The sequence below is a fragment of the Clostridium cavendishii DSM 21758 genome (assembly GCF_900141845.1).
In the GTDB taxonomy this organism is placed as follows: domain Bacteria; phylum Bacillota; class Clostridia; order Clostridiales; family Clostridiaceae; genus Clostridium_AG; species Clostridium_AG cavendishii.
Map to the genome: position 1 here is coordinate 334,678 of NZ_FQZB01000003.1, position 20,272 is coordinate 354,949.

General features: G+C 27.5%; 19 protein-coding genes. 2 read left to right on the plus strand and 17 right to left on the minus strand.

Going from position 1 to position 20,272, the window contains the following annotated elements:
* Positions 1-43 precede the first annotated feature (43 nt).
* The 10 genes from BUB01_RS01550 to BUB01_RS01590 form a co-directional block, all read right to left on the minus strand.
* Positions 44-2,077 (minus strand): methyl-accepting chemotaxis protein, encoded by a 2,034-nt coding sequence (locus tag BUB01_RS01550; protein WP_072984586.1) that lies wholly within the window; start codon positions 2,075-2,077, stop codon positions 44-46.
* A gap of 227 nt (positions 2,078-2,304) precedes the next feature.
* Complete coding sequence (gene ybaK / locus BUB01_RS01555; protein WP_072984588.1) at positions 2,305-2,784, minus strand: Cys-tRNA(Pro) deacylase; 480 nt, start codon at positions 2,782-2,784, stop codon at positions 2,305-2,307.
* Positions 2,785-2,789: 5 nt separating this feature from the next.
* Positions 2,790-3,080: a DUF4491 family protein gene (locus BUB01_RS01560; RefSeq protein ID WP_072984590.1), complete on the minus strand. Its 291-nt coding sequence runs from the start codon at positions 3,078-3,080 to the stop codon at positions 2,790-2,792.
* An 86-nt stretch (positions 3,081-3,166) separates the two neighbouring features.
* Positions 3,167-3,973 carry a Cof-type HAD-IIB family hydrolase gene (locus tag BUB01_RS01565; RefSeq protein WP_072984592.1) on the minus strand — a complete coding sequence of 269 codons (807 nt, stop codon included), beginning with the start codon at positions 3,971-3,973 and terminating at the stop codon, positions 3,167-3,169.
* A 27-nt stretch (positions 3,974-4,000) separates the two neighbouring features.
* The gene (locus BUB01_RS01570) at positions 4,001-4,909 is read right to left on the minus strand and encodes a DMT family transporter (protein WP_072984594.1); all 909 of its coding nucleotides are present in this window, start codon (positions 4,907-4,909) and stop codon (positions 4,001-4,003) included.
* An 81-nt stretch (positions 4,910-4,990) separates the two neighbouring features.
* On the minus strand, positions 4,991-6,763 hold the full coding sequence (locus BUB01_RS01575; RefSeq protein WP_072984596.1) for a M3 family oligoendopeptidase: 1,773 nt from the start codon (positions 6,761-6,763) through the stop codon (positions 4,991-4,993).
* A 134-nt stretch (positions 6,764-6,897) separates the two neighbouring features.
* Entirely contained in the window at positions 6,898-7,050 is a 153-nt protein-coding gene (locus tag BUB01_RS23400; protein ID WP_200802822.1) for a hypothetical protein, read from the minus strand.
* Between the two features lie 197 nt (positions 7,051-7,247).
* The gene (locus BUB01_RS01580; RefSeq protein ID WP_072984598.1) at positions 7,248-7,586 is read right to left on the minus strand and encodes an arsenate reductase family protein; all 339 of its coding nucleotides are present in this window, start codon (positions 7,584-7,586) and stop codon (positions 7,248-7,250) included.
* A 79-nt stretch (positions 7,587-7,665) separates the two neighbouring features.
* Positions 7,666-8,214 carry a helix-turn-helix domain-containing protein gene (locus BUB01_RS01585; RefSeq protein WP_072984600.1) on the minus strand — a complete coding sequence of 183 codons (549 nt, stop codon included), beginning with the start codon at positions 8,212-8,214 and terminating at the stop codon, positions 7,666-7,668.
* Positions 8,215-8,325: 111 nt separating this feature from the next.
* A complete protein-coding gene (locus BUB01_RS01590) occupies positions 8,326-9,168 on the minus strand; it encodes an AraC family transcriptional regulator (RefSeq protein WP_072984602.1) in 843 nt (280 codons plus the stop codon).
* Positions 9,169-9,308: 140 nt separating this feature from the next.
* On the opposite strand from BUB01_RS01590, the gene asd reads away from it, so the two are divergent.
* Positions 9,309-10,388, plus strand: coding sequence for an aspartate-semialdehyde dehydrogenase (gene asd / locus BUB01_RS01595; RefSeq protein WP_072984604.1), 1,080 nt, complete (start codon positions 9,309-9,311; stop codon positions 10,386-10,388).
* A gap of 57 nt (positions 10,389-10,445) precedes the next feature.
* Here the strand turns inward: asd and BUB01_RS01600 are convergent, their stop codons facing one another.
* From BUB01_RS01600 to BUB01_RS01625, 6 genes are all read right to left on the minus strand, one after another.
* Positions 10,446-14,711, minus strand: coding sequence for a polysaccharide lyase family 8 super-sandwich domain-containing protein (locus BUB01_RS01600; protein WP_072984606.1), 4,266 nt, complete (start codon positions 14,709-14,711; stop codon positions 10,446-10,448).
* Between the two features lie 236 nt (positions 14,712-14,947).
* Complete coding sequence (locus BUB01_RS01605) at positions 14,948-15,640, minus strand: SDR family NAD(P)-dependent oxidoreductase (protein ID WP_072984608.1); 693 nt, start codon at positions 15,638-15,640, stop codon at positions 14,948-14,950.
* Between the two features lies 1 nt (position 15,641).
* Complete coding sequence (locus BUB01_RS01610) at positions 15,642-16,664, minus strand: SPL family radical SAM protein (protein WP_242958347.1); 1,023 nt, start codon at positions 16,662-16,664, stop codon at positions 15,642-15,644.
* Positions 16,636-17,460, minus strand: coding sequence for a 5'-methylthioadenosine/S-adenosylhomocysteine nucleosidase family protein (locus BUB01_RS01615; protein WP_072984612.1), 825 nt, complete (start codon positions 17,458-17,460; stop codon positions 16,636-16,638). Before BUB01_RS01615 ends, BUB01_RS01610 begins: the two co-directional genes overlap by 29 nt.
* Positions 17,461-17,668: 208 nt before the next feature.
* Positions 17,669-18,235, minus strand: coding sequence for a tRNA 5-(aminomethyl)-2-thiouridylate-methyltransferase MnmM (gene mnmM, locus BUB01_RS01620; protein ID WP_072984614.1), 567 nt, complete (start codon positions 18,233-18,235; stop codon positions 17,669-17,671).
* Between the two features lie 165 nt (positions 18,236-18,400).
* A complete protein-coding gene (locus BUB01_RS01625) occupies positions 18,401-18,604 on the minus strand; it encodes a DUF350 domain-containing protein (protein ID WP_072984616.1) in 204 nt (67 codons plus the stop codon).
* Positions 18,605-18,749: 145 nt separating this feature from the next.
* On the opposite strand from BUB01_RS01625, the gene BUB01_RS01630 reads away from it, so the two are divergent.
* The gene (locus tag BUB01_RS01630) at positions 18,750-19,475 is read left to right on the plus strand and encodes a tRNA 2-thiocytidine biosynthesis TtcA family protein (RefSeq protein ID WP_072984792.1); all 726 of its coding nucleotides are present in this window, start codon (positions 18,750-18,752) and stop codon (positions 19,473-19,475) included.
* 134 nt (positions 19,476-19,609) lie between these two features.
* Here BUB01_RS01630 and BUB01_RS01635 read toward each other — a convergent pair whose 3' ends face one another.
* Positions 19,610-20,272 (minus strand): SDR family NAD(P)-dependent oxidoreductase, encoded by a 663-nt coding sequence (locus tag BUB01_RS01635; RefSeq protein WP_072984618.1) that lies wholly within the window; start codon positions 20,270-20,272, stop codon positions 19,610-19,612.

The following is a 20,272-nucleotide window of genomic DNA, read 5'->3' on the forward strand; positions in this document are numbered from 1 at the left end:
GCTAAAAAATATATTTTTAGCTGGCTCCAATATAACCTTGTTTTTATACTTTGAATTTTTCTGTTTCTACATAAAGCTTATCTGCAATTTCATTAAGAGTTTTAGCAAAGTTTGTGACTTCCTCTGTACTTGCTAAAAGTTCTTCTGAAGATGCTGAAATCTCTTCTGATAATGCTGTATTTTCTTCTGCTACAGCCGTTATATTTTCTATTTTTGATAATACCTGTTCCTTATTACTATTAGTTCTCTTAATAGAAACATGAGTATCTTCTATTAGTGGACTCATAGTGCCTATAGAATCTATCATATTATTAAAATTCCTTATTGCTATATCAACTATTTGAATTTGATCATTCATACTGGTTTTTACATTTACAGCAGTACTACTAAGCTCCTGACTTTCATTTGTTATTGAATTAATCAATTCTTGAATTTGCAAAGTTGAAGTTTGTGATTGTTCAGCTAACTTTCTTATTTCATCAGCTACAACAGAGAAACTCTTACCTTGCTCCCCAGCCCTTGCAGCTTCAATTGCCGCATTTAGAGCTAAAAGATTGGTTTGAGATGATATAGAATCTATAACTTCTGTTATCTTACCAATTTGAGATACACTTTCATTTAGTGAGCCTATTTTATTGCTAACAGTTTCTATCGCTTGATTAACGCTATTTATTGATTCTGAAAGATTATCTATACTATCTTTACCATCTTTTGCATTTTGTCCAGTAGCATCTGATTTATTTTTTACTGTTGTAAGTTTTTCATACATACTTTCCATCTCTTCTGATAAAGTAGTCATATCACCAACTGAATCTACTAAGTTTTGAGCTTGGTGAGTTGATCCTTCTGCTATATCATGTATTGAACTTGCTACTTCATTAGTCGTTGTAGTCATTTCACTTGAATTATCATATAAATTACTAGACATTTCTGTTATTATTTGTGATTGTTCTTTAATAGATGAAATTGCATTTCTTAAATTTTCTGACATAACTTTAAAGCTATTAGCAAGTATACCTAATTCATCATTACTATTTACAACTATATCCTCTGTAAAATCCCCATTAGCTATACTATTTGAACTATTAACAAGTATTTCAAGTGGTTTTGTTATTCCTTTTGATACTTTATTCATTATTACTAAAAAAGCAATAAAACAAATTATTGAAATTCCTATAATTATAATTATTATTTTATTTATAGTACTATTAAGTTCAACCATAGAAATTCCTACTGCTACTGCACCTATATGTTCACCATTTTTATACACTGGAACATCTATATCATATACTGGAATTGTATCCTTGTACATATATGTTGATGAATAATCTTTACCCTCTACAGCTGCTGATTTACTTCCACTATCATCTGAACTTTTCCCTATTAACTCATGTTCGCTATGTGCTTGTATTTTTAAATTTTTATCTATAAAAATAGCATATGCAATGCTTTTATCCTTCGCAACATTATCAACTAAAACTTGATTTTCTAAAGAATCTGTTAATTTATGTACCCTATCTGCTGAAAAACCTATTTGGGCTACACTTCCATCGCTTTTCTTAACATATCCATACTTATAATATTTTTCAGAATCCACGCTTTTTCTTATCGGTTCTTCCAAAAAGTCCTTATTATCATTTAAAAACTTAAATACTATATGATCCTTCTTTAAGATTACACCTATATTATTAGGCTGAGTAGAAAATACTATTTTCCCATCAGAACCTATTATATTTATTTCCTCTGCTTCAAAGTTTTTTGACAAGCTGGTAAGGTACTCATTACTTATAGTAGCTTGTCCATTATTAATAAAATTTCCTAAACATTTTATCTGAGTATCTATGTTTTCATTTAAAGAATCACTTATTTCATAGTTTTTTGTCATGTTATTAGATATTTGTCTAGTTAAATTAAACCCATCTGCTTTTAATTGCATAGTTAAATTACTTTTTGTCAAATATATGACCATACTAGCTATTAAAGCTATAACTATTACCATTATTACCATTGGAATTGTAAAAATCTTAAATTTAATACTATTACTTTTACTTTTTTTCGCTAAATTCTTCCTTCGCATTTTTTACCCCTTCTAATTCTTTTTGTTATATTTTGTTATATTATGTTATTATTATCGTAATGTTTTTTCTTTTCTTTAATATTTTATGTAAAATAGCCTAAAATCTTCTAGGCTGTATGTAAAATTTTGTTTTTATTTGAGTTTTTAAGTAAAAAAATAATATGTTATAGAAGTTTTTTATCTATAAACATATTATTTTAAAATTATAAGTCATTCTTAATATATAATTAGTTTTTTATAATATCTTCATATCTAGCATTTAGTAAATTGACAAGCTCTTGTGGATTAATTTCCAATTGCACACCTATTTTCCCACCACTTACAACAATTTTATCTTTTTCGCTTGCTGTAATATTTATAAAAGTTTTATACAGTTTTTTCATTCCTATAGGTGAACAACCACCTCTTATATATCCTGTTATTTTAGTTAAGTCCTTAACATTAATAAGTTCTATACTTTTTTCACTTGCGACTTTAGCCGCTTTTTTAAAATCTAGCTCTTCATTTACAGGAATAACAAATACATAATACTCTTTTGATAAGCCCTGTGTAACTAATGTTTTATACACCATATTGATGTCTCTACCTATTTTATTCGCTACAGATACTCCATCTATTTTGCCATCCTTATTTTCATAAGTTATGATTTCATATTCTATTCTGTTTGAATCCAATATTCTCATAGCATTTGTCTTTATTTTACTCATAATTATTACCTCTTATCTTTTTTAGGATTTCGAGGAAACCATCCTTTATTTACTCTTTCCTCTTGCTCTATTATTTCATGTATACTCCAAAGACAAGAAAAACCAACTACACCTACTATAGCAGATATAGTTCTATCTTTAATATATAATGATGCTACTAAAAATATAACACCTAACACTAAAAATATAGGCCATATTTTTTTACCTAAATAATACTCACCTTTTATTACTATAGGATGAAAAATACCTATTACAAAAAATGTTACTAATCCTATTATAAGACCATAAAAATTCACAACTATTCCCCCTAGAATACTTTTATTTTCTTCTTTTAAGTGACATTCTAAATCTTAGATTTAGTTAATGGAACTTACTCATAATTTTATGCTAACTTTTCTTCACTTAAACATTTTTCACTAATAGCTTTATATACACCATTTGAAATATTACTTTCAGCTATAAATTTTGCATGCCTTTTCACATCTTCAGGTGCATTCTCCATAGCATAGCTATAATGAGCTCTTTTAAACATTGTTAAATCATTATAATAATCACCAAATACCATAGTATTTTTTTCGTCTATATTAAGTTTTTCTTGTAATTTACTTATGGCTTCGCCTTTACTTACACCCTTATTCATAATATCTATCCACTTATCTCCAGATACTACAAACTCAAGTTCCTCATTTAGATTATTCTTCAAATAATCTAAAATTTCATCTTTAACACCATTTTGCACATAATAAGTCAGCTTGTAAATAGGCTCGTCCACTTCATTGAAGCTATTTAAAACTATTGCTTCCACTCTAAAATCCCTAAATTCTTCCATGACCTTGTCTGTTGGATTAACTATATAAGCCTTTTCTGCCGCTGATAAAAACAATTCTTCTCCATAGCTTCTTTTTAAATCTAAAACATTTTTAATATTTTTCTTTGATATTTCATTTGAATATAAAAGCTGACCATTTTTATTATATTTAACAAATGCACCATTATGAGCTATAAATATCATATCGTGACTTACCTTGCTAAAATTCTTATTTAATTGTGAATAAAATCTACCACTTGCTGCTGCAAACCTTATTCCCATATCATCAAGCTTGTTTATAAGCTCGAACATCTCATCACTTACCTTACCATCTTTCCCTAGTAATGTTCCATCCATATCTGATGCAATAAACTTTATCATATGTCCATACCATCCTTTAAATATATCTTATATTTTTTTTCTTATTTTTTTTGAGAAATAATTAGTTCCTACGATTCCCAGTATAATTATAACTGAACCTATTATATGATAATATTTAACCTCTTCATTTAATATCAAAGCTCCTGCTGCTATTGATACTATAGTTGATATATTTGAAAAAACTCCAACTTTTGATGCTTCTACCTTAGCTAAAGAATAATTATTTAGTATAGCAGTTATTAGTGTAGACGGAATTGCTAAGTATAAAATAGAAACCATAAATGAAGAATCTGTTACAAGCCCTTTAAACTCTGTTAATGTAAAACCATTTACTATACTTAGACTTGTAAATACAACAAATCCAAACCCTTGCATAAATAAACATATTTCCATTGGTGTAAACTCTTTTGAATACTTTCTTGATAATATACTATAAATACTAAAGAATACACAAGACCCAAAAATTAATATTATTCCTAATAAACTATTTATATTTATTGTATTTCCCTTCATAAAGAATATATAAAACACTCCTAATATAGAAAGTATTACACATCCTACTTGCTTTAAATTAATTTCCTCTTTTAAAAATATAATACTTAATACTAAAATTATAGCAGGTATTAAAGCATTTATTATACCAGCTTCTGAGGATGAAGCATATTTAAGTCCGAAGCTTTGTAAAAGAAAAAATCCACTTGGAAAAAATATAGATATATAAATTAATGCCTTAATATTTTTACCCTTAAAATTCACCTTTACAACTCGAGTTAAAATAGCTATTAAAATTACTAAAAATGATACTGTAAATCTCATAGCAAGAGTATTATATGGATTAGTTAGTGTTACCGCTTTCTTTGTAAATAAAAAGGCTAACCCTATAATTACAGCATTAAAAAACGCAGCCAAATAACCTAATTTTTTTTCTAATTTCATATTCTCTCTCCTTCTTATCTTATGAATTTGTAAACCATTTATTATTATAACACAAAAGGACCCCAAAGGGTCCTATTATAATTATTTACTAATATTTATAAAGTTTTCTATGTCCTCTTCTATAGTCTTTAGAGATCCTCTCCAGAAATTTACATCATGAATATCTATTCCCATAACCTTAGTCACATCTACAATATCATTCTTACCTGTTATAGAAAGTAGCTTTTCATAATCCTTCGTAAAGCTTGAACCTCTCTTTAAATATTCAGCATATAACCCTTTTGCAAATAATAAACCAAATGCATATGGGAAGTTATAGAAATTACTTGTTGCATAATAGTAATGTGGTTTCCAAGTCCACATATATGGATGCAAGAAATCTTTATTTAATCCATCTCCATAAGCCTCTTGCTGAGCTTTCAGCATAAGATTTTTTATTTCCTCTACACTTAGTGCACTTTCCTTTCTAGCTTCAAACAATGATTTTTCGAAAAGGAAACGTGAATATATATCTACGATAACTTGATTGCAATCACTAATTTCTGTTTCTAATATAGCTAAAGCTTCTTCCTTGGTAGCTTCTTTTACTGCCGCTTTCTTTATTATAGTTTCACAGAAGGTTGATGCAGTTTCTGCTATTGGCATTGGATAATCTGAATTTAATGTAGCTTCATTTTTTAAACAATCTCCGTGGAAACCGTGACCTAATTCATGTGCTAAAGTTACTACATCACTAAAACTATCTCCATAGTTTAATAAAAATCTACTTTCACCTATAAAATGTAAGTTTTCACAGAAAGCTCCGCCAACCTTTCCTTCCTTTGGCATTACATCTATCCACGCATTATTAATAGCTTTTCTTGCAAAATCAGCTAAGTTATTACTAAAGGTTCTAAAATTTTTTTCTACAAACCTAGTTCCCTTTTCATAAGTAAACGCCATATTGGCTTCTGAAACTGGCGCATACATGTCATAAAATGGTAATCCATTTTTATGTCCTAACATCTCTGCTTTTCTTCTTAAATATTTTCTAAAACTTGGTAAACTTTCCCTTATAGCAGTAAACATAGCCTCTAAAGATTCTTCATCCATTCTCGAATCTACAAGAGTCATTTCTAAAGGCGATTTATATCCTCTAAGTTCACATATAGTTAAAACCTCACCTTTTATACCATTAAGAGCTGCAGCTACCCCTTCCTCAATTTTCTTATATGCCTTTATCTCTGCTTCATAGGCTTTTTTTCTTACTTCAGCATTTTTGTCATAAGCCATATTTAAAACCACTGTAAGTGGTAACTCTTTATTTTCACCATCTTGCTCAATTTCAACCTTTAGATTTGATATTAAATTGTCCTTAAGCTTAAGCCAAGCATTTGAACCTGTATTTTGCATTTTAGAAATCAAGGCTTCTTCCTTATCGCTAAGTAAATACTTGCTCTTCTTAATTATATTTTTTAAATAATACTCATGCTCCTTAAGCAATTTAGAATTACTTATTACCCCATCTATATTTTCTAATGAACTTATCCACTTCTCCAATTTTGTAGATGTTGCAACTAAAAATGTAAGCTTATTCTCTAATATATCTGAATACTTAAGAGCATCACTATTTTTAGTATTAGTACTTAAATTAAGATTAATAAAGCTATCAAGCCTCATAATTAATATTTCAAGCTCTGTAGACTTATTTATATAGTCTTCTATTTTTTCTACTTCATTTAAAGTATCTTTAGTTATTTCTAAAGCCCAAGTATTGAAATTAGAAATTAAAGTATCTAACTTTTCAATATCCCCTTTAAACTCTTCACTATTAAATGAAGTATATATTTCTTTTAAACTCCAATTTAATTCCATTTTAGCCCCTCCAATATATGTTTTTCTCAACCATTATACCATAAATTTCACAATTTTATAATTATTTAAATAAAGTCTCTATTAATTTACAAATAAAATTCATAAAAAACTATTCACTTGTTTAATAAATAACTTTATTTATCAAATAAGCCTCCACCATTTCCTACTCTTACACCTTTAGAACTCTTTCCTATACATTTTTCTGCCTTCTTACTATTTTTAGATACTTTTCCTCTTTGCTTTTTTTCCTCAATAAGTTTCTTCATCATTTCCATGTTTTTATCCATAATTTTTGTATCTCCTATCCATATTAATCTAATGTTTTAGCTTAATTATATTATAGTTCACTCCACTATCCAATGTATTGAGTTAACTCAAAATAAAGAATAATCTTATATAATTTTATAAATTCCTGTACATTAAAAAGCCTAGAATTTCTAGACTTTTTTTCATTAATTATTTAATTCAATCACTTTTTCTGTATTTATTCCCATTTACTCCAAACATCTGGTGTATATCCTACAGTAGCCTCTTTTCCATTTCTAACTATAGGGGTTTTATACAGTTTAGGATTTTTAAGCAACAGTTCTTCCTTTACAGATGTAGTTCTTATATCTGATATATTTAATGTTTTATATTCTTTTGTATTAATATTTATCAAATCATTGATACTTATTTTACTTTTTATATTTTCCAGTTCTCTTTTACTAATAGCTTTTTCATTTAAATCTATAAATTGATATTTTATATTTCTTTCTTTAAAATATCTTTCTGCCTTTTTTGTATCAAAACATTTTTTAACACCAAAAATTTGAATATTCATTTTTCTAATCCTTTCCTCTTATGCATTAACAAGTTGCTTTTTATACAGTATAACATATATTAGATTTAAATAAGCATAATTATGATATATTTTCAAGTCCATTACCTGGAGTTAGAACTGTAGATAATTTTCTAAGCTTTCTTTTTTCTGTAGCTTTATTATTTAATCGCTTTAGGATACTCATTCGTATTTCTCCCATAAGCTCTAAGACTTCCTCATCACTTAAATATATAGGATAACTTCTAACTCCAACACAAGATTTATCTAAATTTTCAATATTTCTTGAATCATCCTTTAAAACATCCGCTAATAAAGTCATTGTAAAATTATAAAATAGATTTATAATTTTTTGAGAATCTTTTTCTTGCACTAATTTCTCTATTTCTTCTATTGGATTAATTTTTATTTTATATATCTTATCAAAATTATTTTTAATATTTTTTTCATGAACAACTTCAATTATACCTTCATTTAATAATTTACTTATATGTTTATATAAAGTTGATTTTGGTACACCCTTAAAGCTTTCTAATATTTCTTTATTTGTAACTCTATCTTTTTTTATGAGTTCATGTAATATTTTTATTCTAATAGGATGCATAAATACTTCTATCCTTTTATCTTCCATAATTTTATCTCCTCACAATATGTTCTTATTAATCCCATTACCCATGATAATAATATCATATTTGTAAAAAAGAGTAAAATATCTTTTAATGATAAATTTTTTAATTTATTCTTAAAATTTGTCCTTTTTATATTCTTTAGGTGATAATTTATAAAACTTTTTAAATACTCTAATAAAAGTAGAATAATCATTAAATCCACACATTTCAGAAACATCATGTATATTTTTCCCCTGCTTTATGTACTCACAAGCTAATATCATTCTTTTTTGATTTATATATGAATGTAATGTATATCCTGTTTCATTTTTAAACTTATGCATCAGATAATATTTACTTATAAAAAATTTATTTGAAATTGAATCTATACTTAAATCTTCCTTCAAATTATTGTTTATATAAAATAATATATTTTGTATAATCTCATTAAAACTTATATCTGCTTTTTCCTTAGATAAATCGTAATTTAAGAAAAATCTATTCAAATTCACCATAAGTTTTATAAATAATGCACTACTCAAAATTGAACTTCCGATTACTTTTGAATCAACTTCTAATTCTAATTCTCTTATTAATTCATTTATATATTTTTTATCATCATTTTCTAATCTTAATAAATTTATTTTATTTTTAGCAGCAAATTCAAAGCATTTTAAAAGATTAAAATCATTAGAATTGTTTTTTATTAGAAAATCTGAATTCACCCAAAAAATTATTCTTTCATATTCTTCACTTGAATCTATTATAGGTCTATGAACCTCGTAATTATTTATAAATAAAATATCCCCTGGTTTCAAATTATAGGATTTACCTTCTATTAAATAATTAACTTTTCCTGATAAAAAAACTATTATCTTATTAAACTCATGATAATGAAGTTCAAAACTTTCCTTCTTATTATCTTTCAAATGAAATAATTTAAAGTCCTTATATAAATAACCTCTTTTGCTTTTCAATTAGTATTCCTCTTTCTACTTTTTATCTTTCTATATATTATAGCACTTTTTGCAATGTTTTTAGCATCTTTCTCACTATACTATGCAAAAGGTATTGTGTATAATTATAATTAAGACGATATTGGGGAGGTATTTTTATAATGAACAAAAAATTAAGAGTTGGCGTTTTAGGCGCTACAGGCTTTGTAGGGCAAAGATTAATTACCCTACTTAATAATCATCCATTTTTTGAAGTAACAGTTTTAGGAGCAAGTCCACGTTCTGCTGGCAAAACCTACAAAAATATTTTAGAAAGTACTTGGAAATTAGACACTCCTATGCCAGAGTACGCTAAAGATATGATTATAAAAGACATTAATTCTATAAATGAGATTAAAGGATTAGTAGATTTTGTTTTCTGTGCAGTTAATATGCCTAAAGAAGACATAAAGAAAATAGAAGAAGCTTATGCAAAAGCTGAAGTTCCAGTAGTATCAAACAACTCAGCACACAGAATGACAAAGGATGTTCCAGTTATTATTCCTGAAATAAATAACAATCATTTGAAAGCTATTGAAGCTCAAAAGAAGAGACTAAATACTACAAAAGGTTTCATAGTAGCAAAACCAAACTGCTCTATTCAAAGCTATGTACCTGCATTAACTCCTTTAATGCAATTTAAACCTACTAAAGTTTTAGTATCAACTTATCAAGCTATTTCTGGTAGCGGAAAAACACCTAAAGAATGGCCTGAAATGAATGATAATGTAATTCCATTTATAGGTGGTGAAGAAGAAAAAAGTGAACAAGAACCATTAAAGGTTTGGGGAAATGTTGATGAAACTGGTATAACTTTAGCGGAATATCCAGTAATATCAGCTCAATGTATTAGAGTTCCTGTTAGTGATGGGCATTTAGCTACTGTAGCTGTTAGCTTTGAAAACAAGCCAACTAAGGAAGAAATAATTTCTCTTTGGAAAAATTATAAAGGAAGGCCACAAGAACTTGAACTTCCACTTGCACCAAAACAGTTCTTAACTTATTTTGAAGATGAAACAAGACCTCAAACAAGAATAGATAGAGAAATTGAAAAAGGAATGGGAATTACTATTGGTAGACTTAGAGAAGATAATATTTTTGATTATAAATTTGTTTGCCTTTCCCACAATACTTTAAGAGGTGCAGCTGGTGGAGCTCTTCTTACAGCAGAATTACTTTATGCTGAAGGACTTTTAAAATAAGAAATAAAATAGGTAAGTATAGAAATTAAGCCTATACTTACCTTATTTTTTATTTTATTAAAGTTTTCTTCTTAATATCAGACATCCTAAACTTAAAAATGCTAATCCTACTAAAGCAATATTTTTGCTTCCATAATTTTCACCAGTCCTAGGAAGATAACTGTTATCACCCTTTTCAGCTATTACATATTGTGAGAAATGTGGTGTTTTGAATATAACTTTGTTTCCCTCTACTCTAGTTTCCATTATTTCAAATTTCTTCGTTTCTTCATTGTAATAAAATACTGCAAGCTTTTCTTTGTTTAATCCTTTTAATTCATCATCGCTTAAATTAATTGTTACTTCTGCTTTTCCATCCTTAAAATTATGAATTATTGTTTCTTTGTCTCCATCCTTAACAACAATATCAAATTTATATACTTTCTTAATACCTTTTAAGTTATTAGATATTGGACTATTATCTATAGTACTATTTCTAATAATAACTTTTGAACCAGGATATAATAAATTTTTGTCTATTGCTGAAAATGGTAAACTTATAGTATACCCATTTTCTTTTATCATAATTCTACCATTACCGTTTTTTATTGCTTCAATATCCTTTAATTCTATAACACATTCTTTTAAATCTGCTAAATTAGAAACATCGATAACATTTACTTTATCCTTATCCTTCACTTTATTAACTTCAAAAACACCATTATTATTTATAATGTCTACTTTTACCATATCATTATTTACTAAATCTGATGAATTTTGGGGTGTTTCTGGTTTTAATGGACTAACTGGATTTATTGGTTTTTGTGGATCCACTGGTTTTCCTGGGTCTATTGGCTTTTCTGGATCTATCGGTTTTGTTGGTTCTCCAGGATTTACTGGATCTATTGGTTTTTGCGGATCCACTGGTTTTTCTGGGTCCACTGGCTTTTCTGGATCTATCGGTTTTGTTGGTTCCCCAGGATTTACTGGATCTATTGGTTTTTGCGGATCCACTGGTTTTTCTGGATCAACTGGCTTTTCTGGATCAACTGGTTTATCATTCAGCAACTCAAATTGAGCCTTAAAGCTTTTTCCTGCTGAATCTTTAACATTAATATGCATTATAACCTTTCCATCCACATTTTCTATTTTTATATTATCATCCTTTGCTATAATGTCTTTTATTTTCTTATCTAATTCAACAGTTATTTCTCCTTGGTTTTTCATAGTTGGATCTGAGACAGCTATGTCTAATCTACCATCTTTTTCTTTAAGTATTAAAGATGCCATAGTGTTTACTTTTATTCCTGCTTCTTTAATATCAACAACTTTATCATTCCAGAAATTTGCTGCCATTATATTTTTATTTTCTTCTCTTACTGCTTGTACATCTTCATTGTTAATAAGTATATTTATATCTGCTTTCTTTGAATATTCTTCTACTTGTTCTTTAGTTTTCCCTGGTAAAAGAACATATTCATAAGTATCGTTATTAGGATTTACTCCATGTTCTTTCCACATTGTAAAAAATGTATTTGTCTTTAAATTTGCTGATTGTCCATTATTAATATCTTTAAAACTTCCAGTTCTAGTATCTCTCTTAATCTTTAATGAATCTTTACTTGGAAAATAGTAACCTATACTTGAGTTACTCTTATTTCCTTCCAAATAAATCCATTTACTATTATCAGTTTTTGTTTCATTATCTATATCATTAGAAACTTCTTTTCCATCTACATATATTTTATCTAAATCTTTATCTATAAGCCTATTTTCTACAATAGTTTCAACGCCATTATCCTTAGTACTAGTAATTCCTGAACCTAAAGCAACTATCTCATCATCAAACATAAAATATGATTTTTTAGCTTCTAAGTCCATTCCAAGATCCTTCTTAGTATTGGTTCTCTTATTATCTAAATACATACCACTTACGCCATAATCTAAAAGACTAGCACCTCCAACCCAATCTCTTGTTGAAGTAGCTGTCTCACCTGGTCCATAACTAAGCCCTGCTACATTTTTAAATATAGCCTTAGTATCAACTGTAGTACCAGCTAGTCTTTTAGCATCAACTGTTGGCCAAAAGTCTTTAGAATATTGTTCGCTATCTCCATTATAAAGATATGTCATACCATCTGATGTATGATACCCCTTCAAATTTTCACCATTTAAAGATTCATAGTTTGAAACCCTACTTGAATACATACTTAATCCAAAAACAAAATTTGGAGTTCTATGTACTACTCTGTCCATATTAGGAAACATAAAATTACCTAAAAGTTCTCCTCTAGGTTTTATAGTATCTTCCTTCATCAATTCCTTTACTTGTGCAGTAAATTGAATATTAGTTGAGTTAGCTATAATATCCCTAGCATCATTTGATGTTATCCAACCTTTTATTATAGATTTAAATTTATCTTTATATTCTTGTGGTGCAGTTTCTGTATAGAAGGCTAAAATCCTTCTCATCAATCCAAAACCACGACCTGATTCCTTTTCACTTTCTCTAGAAATAGATCTTCCACTAACCATATCCATCATATTCCCTTTATACATAAGAGGGTCAAATGATTTTAATAATACATCATATATAATCTTTTGTTTGTCTTTAGGAATTTCAAAGCTAGTACCATTTAATACATGAGCTAACTCTCCAACTCCCCCTATCAGTACTCCGCCATAAGAACCTGCATAAGGAATTGAACCATGTTCAATCCAAGAACCATCCTTATAATACCCATCTGTTTTGGAACCTGTTTCTGAAATTATATCTTCTACATATTTGAATAAAGGATCTAGCTTTTCCACACCTAACTTAATTCTATCTTCATTTTTTGAAAGTAATCCGCTATAAATTATAACTTTGCACATATCTGATCTATTAGCACCAACAGAAGGATATCTACCCTTGCTTATCATAGTAGGATCTTTTACATAATTATCAATTATATCAGTATATTTTGTTATTTCTTCATTAGATATTTTGTTTCTTATAAGAATTAATATACTATTTAATTTTTGAGGAGCTCCAACTTCCCAATCCCACCAATTATCATACCATTTTTGACCGTCATATCTATTAGCTTTCATCCAATTTAATCCGTAGATTATATCTTTCAAAAGTTCTTCATTGCCCTTTAGTTTTGAGCCTTCCATAGCATAAGCAACACTCATATCATATAATCTATTAAATTGAGTTGTAACCTGCGCTGAGCTAGTAGTACTTTTAGTATCTTCCCATAATCCACTAGTATTTCCAGGCGCTTTATTCATAGTATTCCAAGACTTCTCACCGCTTGCAACCATATTTTCTATTATAGTCATCATTTGAGTATCTTTTGTATCAATTATAGAATTAGGTACCATTGTTTCAAAAATTGAATCTAAAATTTTATTATACATAGCTACATCTACATATTTAACGTTTACATTGAAGCTACCTAATACCTTATTAGATTCACTTATAGCTGTTATAGTAGTTGTTCCTACCTTTAATCCATACACAATATTGTTTTCTACTTTTGCTATACTTTCATCGCTTGATTTTAAAGTATACTTTTCTGTAGAATACGACGGATATATTTTAACATCAGGTTTATAGCTATTATCAATGCCTATGTTAACATTTTGATTGGTAAATTCTACTTTTTCAAGCTTTGAATCTTGTGCCTTAATTGAAAGATAATCTATAGCAAAGTTTCCACTTGCACCCACACTGTTTGCAGCTACTCTACCAAATACAAATATTATTTTCATTTTAACAGCTGTACTTTTACTAGTTCCAATATTAGAAGTATAATCTTTCCACTCATTATTACCACTTAGTGTAATTAAGTCCTTTCTTTCAAGAACCTTTCCGCTTGAATCATAATACTCCGCTCTAACAACTAGCGGTTCTGACTTTGTAATATCTGTTGTTCTTAATTTAACGTTTACAATATAGTTCTCATTTGGAGCAATACTCACAAAATCATCTGGTTGAAAAAATCCAACACTTTTATTAAAGTCAACCTGAAAATTTTTTCCACCACGGCTTGTTATATCTGAAACTACCTTTCCGTATGGTTTATTATCTCCTGTTGCCGCTGCCCCAGCCCATTTTCTAAGTTGCCATAATTCAGGACGTACCTCATCTGCATAAAACGCTTTAAAATTATTATCCGTTTCTTTTTTAGTCTTTGAAAAATCATCATATTTGATAACATTACTATTTTCATTAATATTATCAACATATGCTATAGTATCAGCCTTAACAATTTTACAGTTCAATGTTGATATCATAACTAAATTCGTTACACATATTCCTGCTAAAATTTTAGCAATAATCTTGTTTTTATTCATTAGCTTTTCCTCCCTACACATATATCATTAATATTTAATAGCAATTTTGACACCAAATATAATTAGTAGCTAGGAATAGCATTTTTACTATGTTATTTCCGAATTATAAGTTTTTTTGTCATATAAAACTATTTTTTTATTATGACACTATAGATTTTTTCTTATTTATATAATTAAATTTAAATTATATATAATGACACAAATTGAAATTTACTACTACTGTAATGCTTTTCAAGCTATTTTCTCTCAATCATGTGCTTTTGTGGTTTTAATGTAATATCTGTAATAGCTACACCATCTCTTTGTGACAGTACAAATTCAACAGCTTTAGCTACTTCCTCTGGCATAAGATAACTCTCTAAAGCACTTCCCTCTTTAAAGTTAGCATTTCTATAAAAGTTCGTTTTAGTCATATCTGGATGAATAGAAATTACTTTAACACCATACTTTCTAGTTTCATCAAAAAGACTATTAGAAAAATGGCTAAGTGCAGCTTTACTTGCTCCATAAGCACAACCATAAGTACTAGATTTTTTTGCAGTTATAGAAGATATATTAACTATAAAGCCCTTATTTTTCTTTATATCTCTAAGAAGGAGGTTTGTTAATACTAATGGTATTTCCAAGTTTATTGAAACTATTTCATGAATCTTTTTAGTATTTAGTTCTTCATGTGGTCCAAAATAACCAACACCTGCATTATTTATAAGTATATATATTTCTTCATTCTTTCTTATGTCTTTTATCTTTTCACAAAGGAATTCTATATTGCTAAGCTCACAAATAATAGGAATAAAATTATTATTTTGAATATTATTTTTTGAAAAATCTCTCCCTATACCATAAACCTTATAACCTAATTTTAATAATATTTTACTTATTTCAAAACCAATGCCCGATGATGCACCAGTTATAATAGCTGTTTTCATCTTATCTATCCTTCCAAATAAATATTTTTTCCTTAGGAATATATTTACTTACTAAACTATATATATAACTTGTCATATTCTCTGATAACTGGTTATTATAACTACAGACTCCTTTTACCGTTTCAAAAGGATAATTTAATATGATAGAGTTTTTTCTTTGCTTTCTCATTCTTTTTAAATAATCCTTTGATACCCTAAATACACCTATACTTATATCCATTATTTTATCAGCATTTATCTCATTAAATATAGTTGTAATTAAATTACTGTAACATACTTTCCAATTATTTATATAAAGTATTGGATCAAAACATAACCTAACATTCCAGCCTTTATCTACAGCTTGCTTTATGCTTAAAATCCTATCCTTTAAGATAGGAGTTCTATTCTCATAACCTTTTATAACCTCATCTGGTGATAAAGTCCAAGCTAGTATTACATTATCATAAGCCTCAATAGCACTAATCGCATTAAAATTTGCACTCTTAGTTCTTATCTCAATTTTTAAATCTTTATTTTCTTTAGTAAATTCAATCCATCTTTTAGTATAACCTATAACATTTTCAAAAGCTAAAACGTCTGTATCATAAGAAATACAAAGATATACAGGGTGGATTTTCAAAAGCTTTTTTACCTCTTCAAATATCTCTTCAATATTTACGAATATAACTATATTAGAAGAAGTGTACATACCTTGAAGATAACAATATTCACAATCATATATACAATTCATCATAGTTGATGTATAGTAAAAATAATTATTTCCAAAATCTTGACACATCTCTGCACCTTCATAAATTAAATTATCCCTTTTTACAGCTAAAATTAATTTAGGACTTCCCTTTTGTAATATATAATTCTGATGACTCCTAGAAAAAATATCCTTATAATGATTAATCTCAATAAGCTCAGAATTTTTAAAAACTTTTAATACTTCTTTTGTTATTTCATAATTTAAAGCAGCTTTCTCAATGTATATATGTGAAAAATAAGGATTAAATAATTTTTTCTGTAAGCTTATCAAAATATCTCTTCCCCTCATTTTTAGATTTACATTCTAAACTTATATATTTATCTATAGCTTCCAAAAAATCACCATTTTGTAACTTATAATATGTAAATAGTTGCTTTAAGCTATTTCCCATAGTTACAGACAATTTCAAGTTTTGAGTTAATACATCTAAAGCTTTTATGTCTTCTTTAGATAAAACTTCATTATCATAAGAAAATACATCTTTTATATCATTAATAAATCTTATAATTTGTAAGGATTTTTCATCTACTAAATTTGAAATATGTTTTATAGTTAAATCTTTTGTATCTAAATAATCGGAAACTATCTTTATAAAAATTATCTGATGTGGCTCCATAAAAACTAGCGCTGCCTGATATAAACTTGCTGCTTCCATATCAGTTAAAGTCCCTTTAATATTTAAATTAGACTTGTCTACTATTGATGAAAAAGTCTCAATACTGGTTTCCTTAAACGGATGCTTTAAAAGCATATCAGGATAAAAAGTTTTATTTGTATCATTCTCTATAATTTTATTACATATAAATACACTTCCTATCGAAATATTCTTATCAAGACTACCTGCAACCCCAATATTTATAAATAAATCCGAACTCTTTATTTCATATTTAGAAAATAAATATGTTAAAGCAATTGCAGATTTTATCTTACCAACTCCAGTAATAATCAAAATTACTTCGTTACTTTTAAAAACTTCAAATTTTTTAAATCGAAAATCTTTCTTTAAATTGAAATTTTTTACAAAAGATTGTGCTTCAATATACATAGATACGCTTATATAAATCATAATAATACCTCTTTTATTTCCCCAAATCTTACTAAATTACACATAATAAAATCATTTTGTAAATAATAGTTATTGATATTATAATTATAACACCATATTCAAAATAATGTTATAATCATAATATCAATATATATTTTATAAACTTTTACATTGAGGAAATTATGAGAATTAAACAAATTACCTCGCCTTAAAACTATAATATATAATTTTATTTTTTAATTATTGTAATTAAAATTGGTGGCTGCTTTAACTGATTTATATAATCACTCTTCATAACATGAAATTTTTTCGAATCAAGAGTTTCAAAATATTTTAAAAGCTTTTCTTTTTCTATTTGTCCCTCTTCATGACCATAATATATAATAACAGTAATTATTCCATCTTTTTTTAAAAGCTTTAACCCCTTTTCAATTGCAGTAATTGTTGTTTCAGCCTTTGTAGAAATAGTATGGTCCCCCTTAGGTAGATACCCTAAGTTAAACATAATTGCAGCTATCTCCTCCGAAATATATTCACCAATATTTTCATGTCCCTTTTGTATAAGCTCTACATTATTTACATTATTATTTTCTAATAACTTTTTAGTACTTAAAATAGCTATCTCTTGTATATCAAAAGAAAATACCTTTCCTTTATTGCCTACAAGTTCTGATAAAAACAAAGTATCATTTCCATTTCCCATAGTAGCATCAACTACTATATCTCCATTTTTTATATTTCCTTTTAAAAAAAGTTTTGCTAACTCTGTAGGTCTTCTTAAGTCACTTACATTCATAACAAATCCTCCATAGTATTTTAAAATTTTTGTCCTGTATAAAATTCACACTTTTATTTTAACACCATAAATACACAACTGACTATATAATGATTTTTAACATATGCATAAAAAACAACACTAGATATTACAACGTATTTAATATCTAGTGTTTAAAGCTATATCTTATGCAACAACCCTTGAAACTATAATTGCTAAACCTATTAACATTCCAGCTATAACTATGGCTACGGAAGTATTATTGTTTTCTAATTCCTTATTAAAATCTGCAGGTATAACTCTATCAAATATCCAATATCCTAGTATCATTATAACTATTCCTAAAAGCCCAAATAAAAAGCTTGTACCTAAACTTGTTAAAATATGCATAAGTCTCCCCCTCTTTTTTACCTTAATTTTACCATAATATATATACTTTTGAAACCGTATAAAATAATATTATTGAATTTGTTAAATAAATAAAGTTTTGATAAAATAGGAGTATTCTAATATATTGAGGTAATAAAATATGACAATGCAAAAATTATTAAGTAAAGCAAGACAAGCTATAAATGATTTTAACTTAATAGAAGAAAATGATAAAATAGCTGTTGGCCTTTCTGGAGGAAAAGACAGTTTAACACTGCTTCATATACTTAAAAACTATCAAAGATTTTCTCCCCAAAAATTTGAGCTTATAGCTATAACATTAAATCCTGGCAATGTTAATAATGATTCTTTACATAAATTATGTAAAGAATTAGATATACCATTCTATGAAATTCAAACTGAAATTTCGAAGATTGTCTTTGATATAAAGAAAGAAAAAAATCCTTGCTCTCTTTGTGCTAAACTAAGAAGAGGTGCCTTAAATGATGCTGCTATGAAGCTTGGATGTACAAAAGTAGCCCTTGGACATCATAAAGATGATGCTGTAGAAACTTTTGTTATGACAATGTTTTATGAAGGAAGGATTAACTGCTTTTCGCCAAAATCATATATGGAAAAATTTAATTTAAGTTTGATAAGACCAATGGTTTACATAGATGAATATATGATAAGAAAAGCCGCTCTCCAGTATAACTACCCTATTATTAAAAACCCTTGTCCGGCTGATGGACATACTAAAAGGCAAGAAGTAAAAAATCTTGTAAAAAATCTTGGAGGAGAATTTCCTAATTTAAAAGATAAACTTTTTTCTGCCTTGAACAATTCTGATGAATTATTTATTTGGGATAAGGAAAAAATTAAGAACATGTAATCCTGTGTATAAATGTAGTGGAGTTAATTAATTTTCTTATTTCGTTGTATTCCAAGTCACCGAAAATTAATTAACCCTCCAACAAACTATAAAAATATTTTAAGATTATTCTTAAAATATCGAATTTTAAATAGCTACTGACCAATAATAATTTCTAATCTACCATCATCTTTCATTATAATTTCTTTTGCAATTTCAGTAGCTGATTTTAATCTATTTTTATCTTTTATATGCTTTGAACCTTCCCAAAATGGAGTATTCATACCTCCCATGTATACTGCAGTTATCTTAATTTTTTCATCTATAAATTCTTTTTGAAGACTTTCTGTAAAACCTCTAATTGCAAACTTACTTGCACAATATACTGATTCATTAACTTTACCTTTTAATCCTGCGGTAGATATTATATTTAATATTCTCTCATTTATGTATGGCAATATCCTTTGCGTAACCATTATTGTTCCCTTTACATTTATGTCTATCATTTTATTAATTTCATTTACAGTAAGTTCTGATATTGGATTAAAAATTCCTATTCCTGCATTATTTATTAAATAATCTATAGTCTTATGTTTAATACAAATATATTCAACTAATTCTTTAACTGATTCTATATTACTTATATCACAAATAAAATATTCTGCTGATTCTCCACTTTTGGTAATTTCATCAACTGCTTTCTCTAATTTTTCTTTATTACGACCAACTAATATAACATGATTTTTTTCTTTTGCATAACATTTAGCAAGTTCTAATCCCAAGCCACTCCCAGCCCCTGTAATCAATACTTTTTTCAT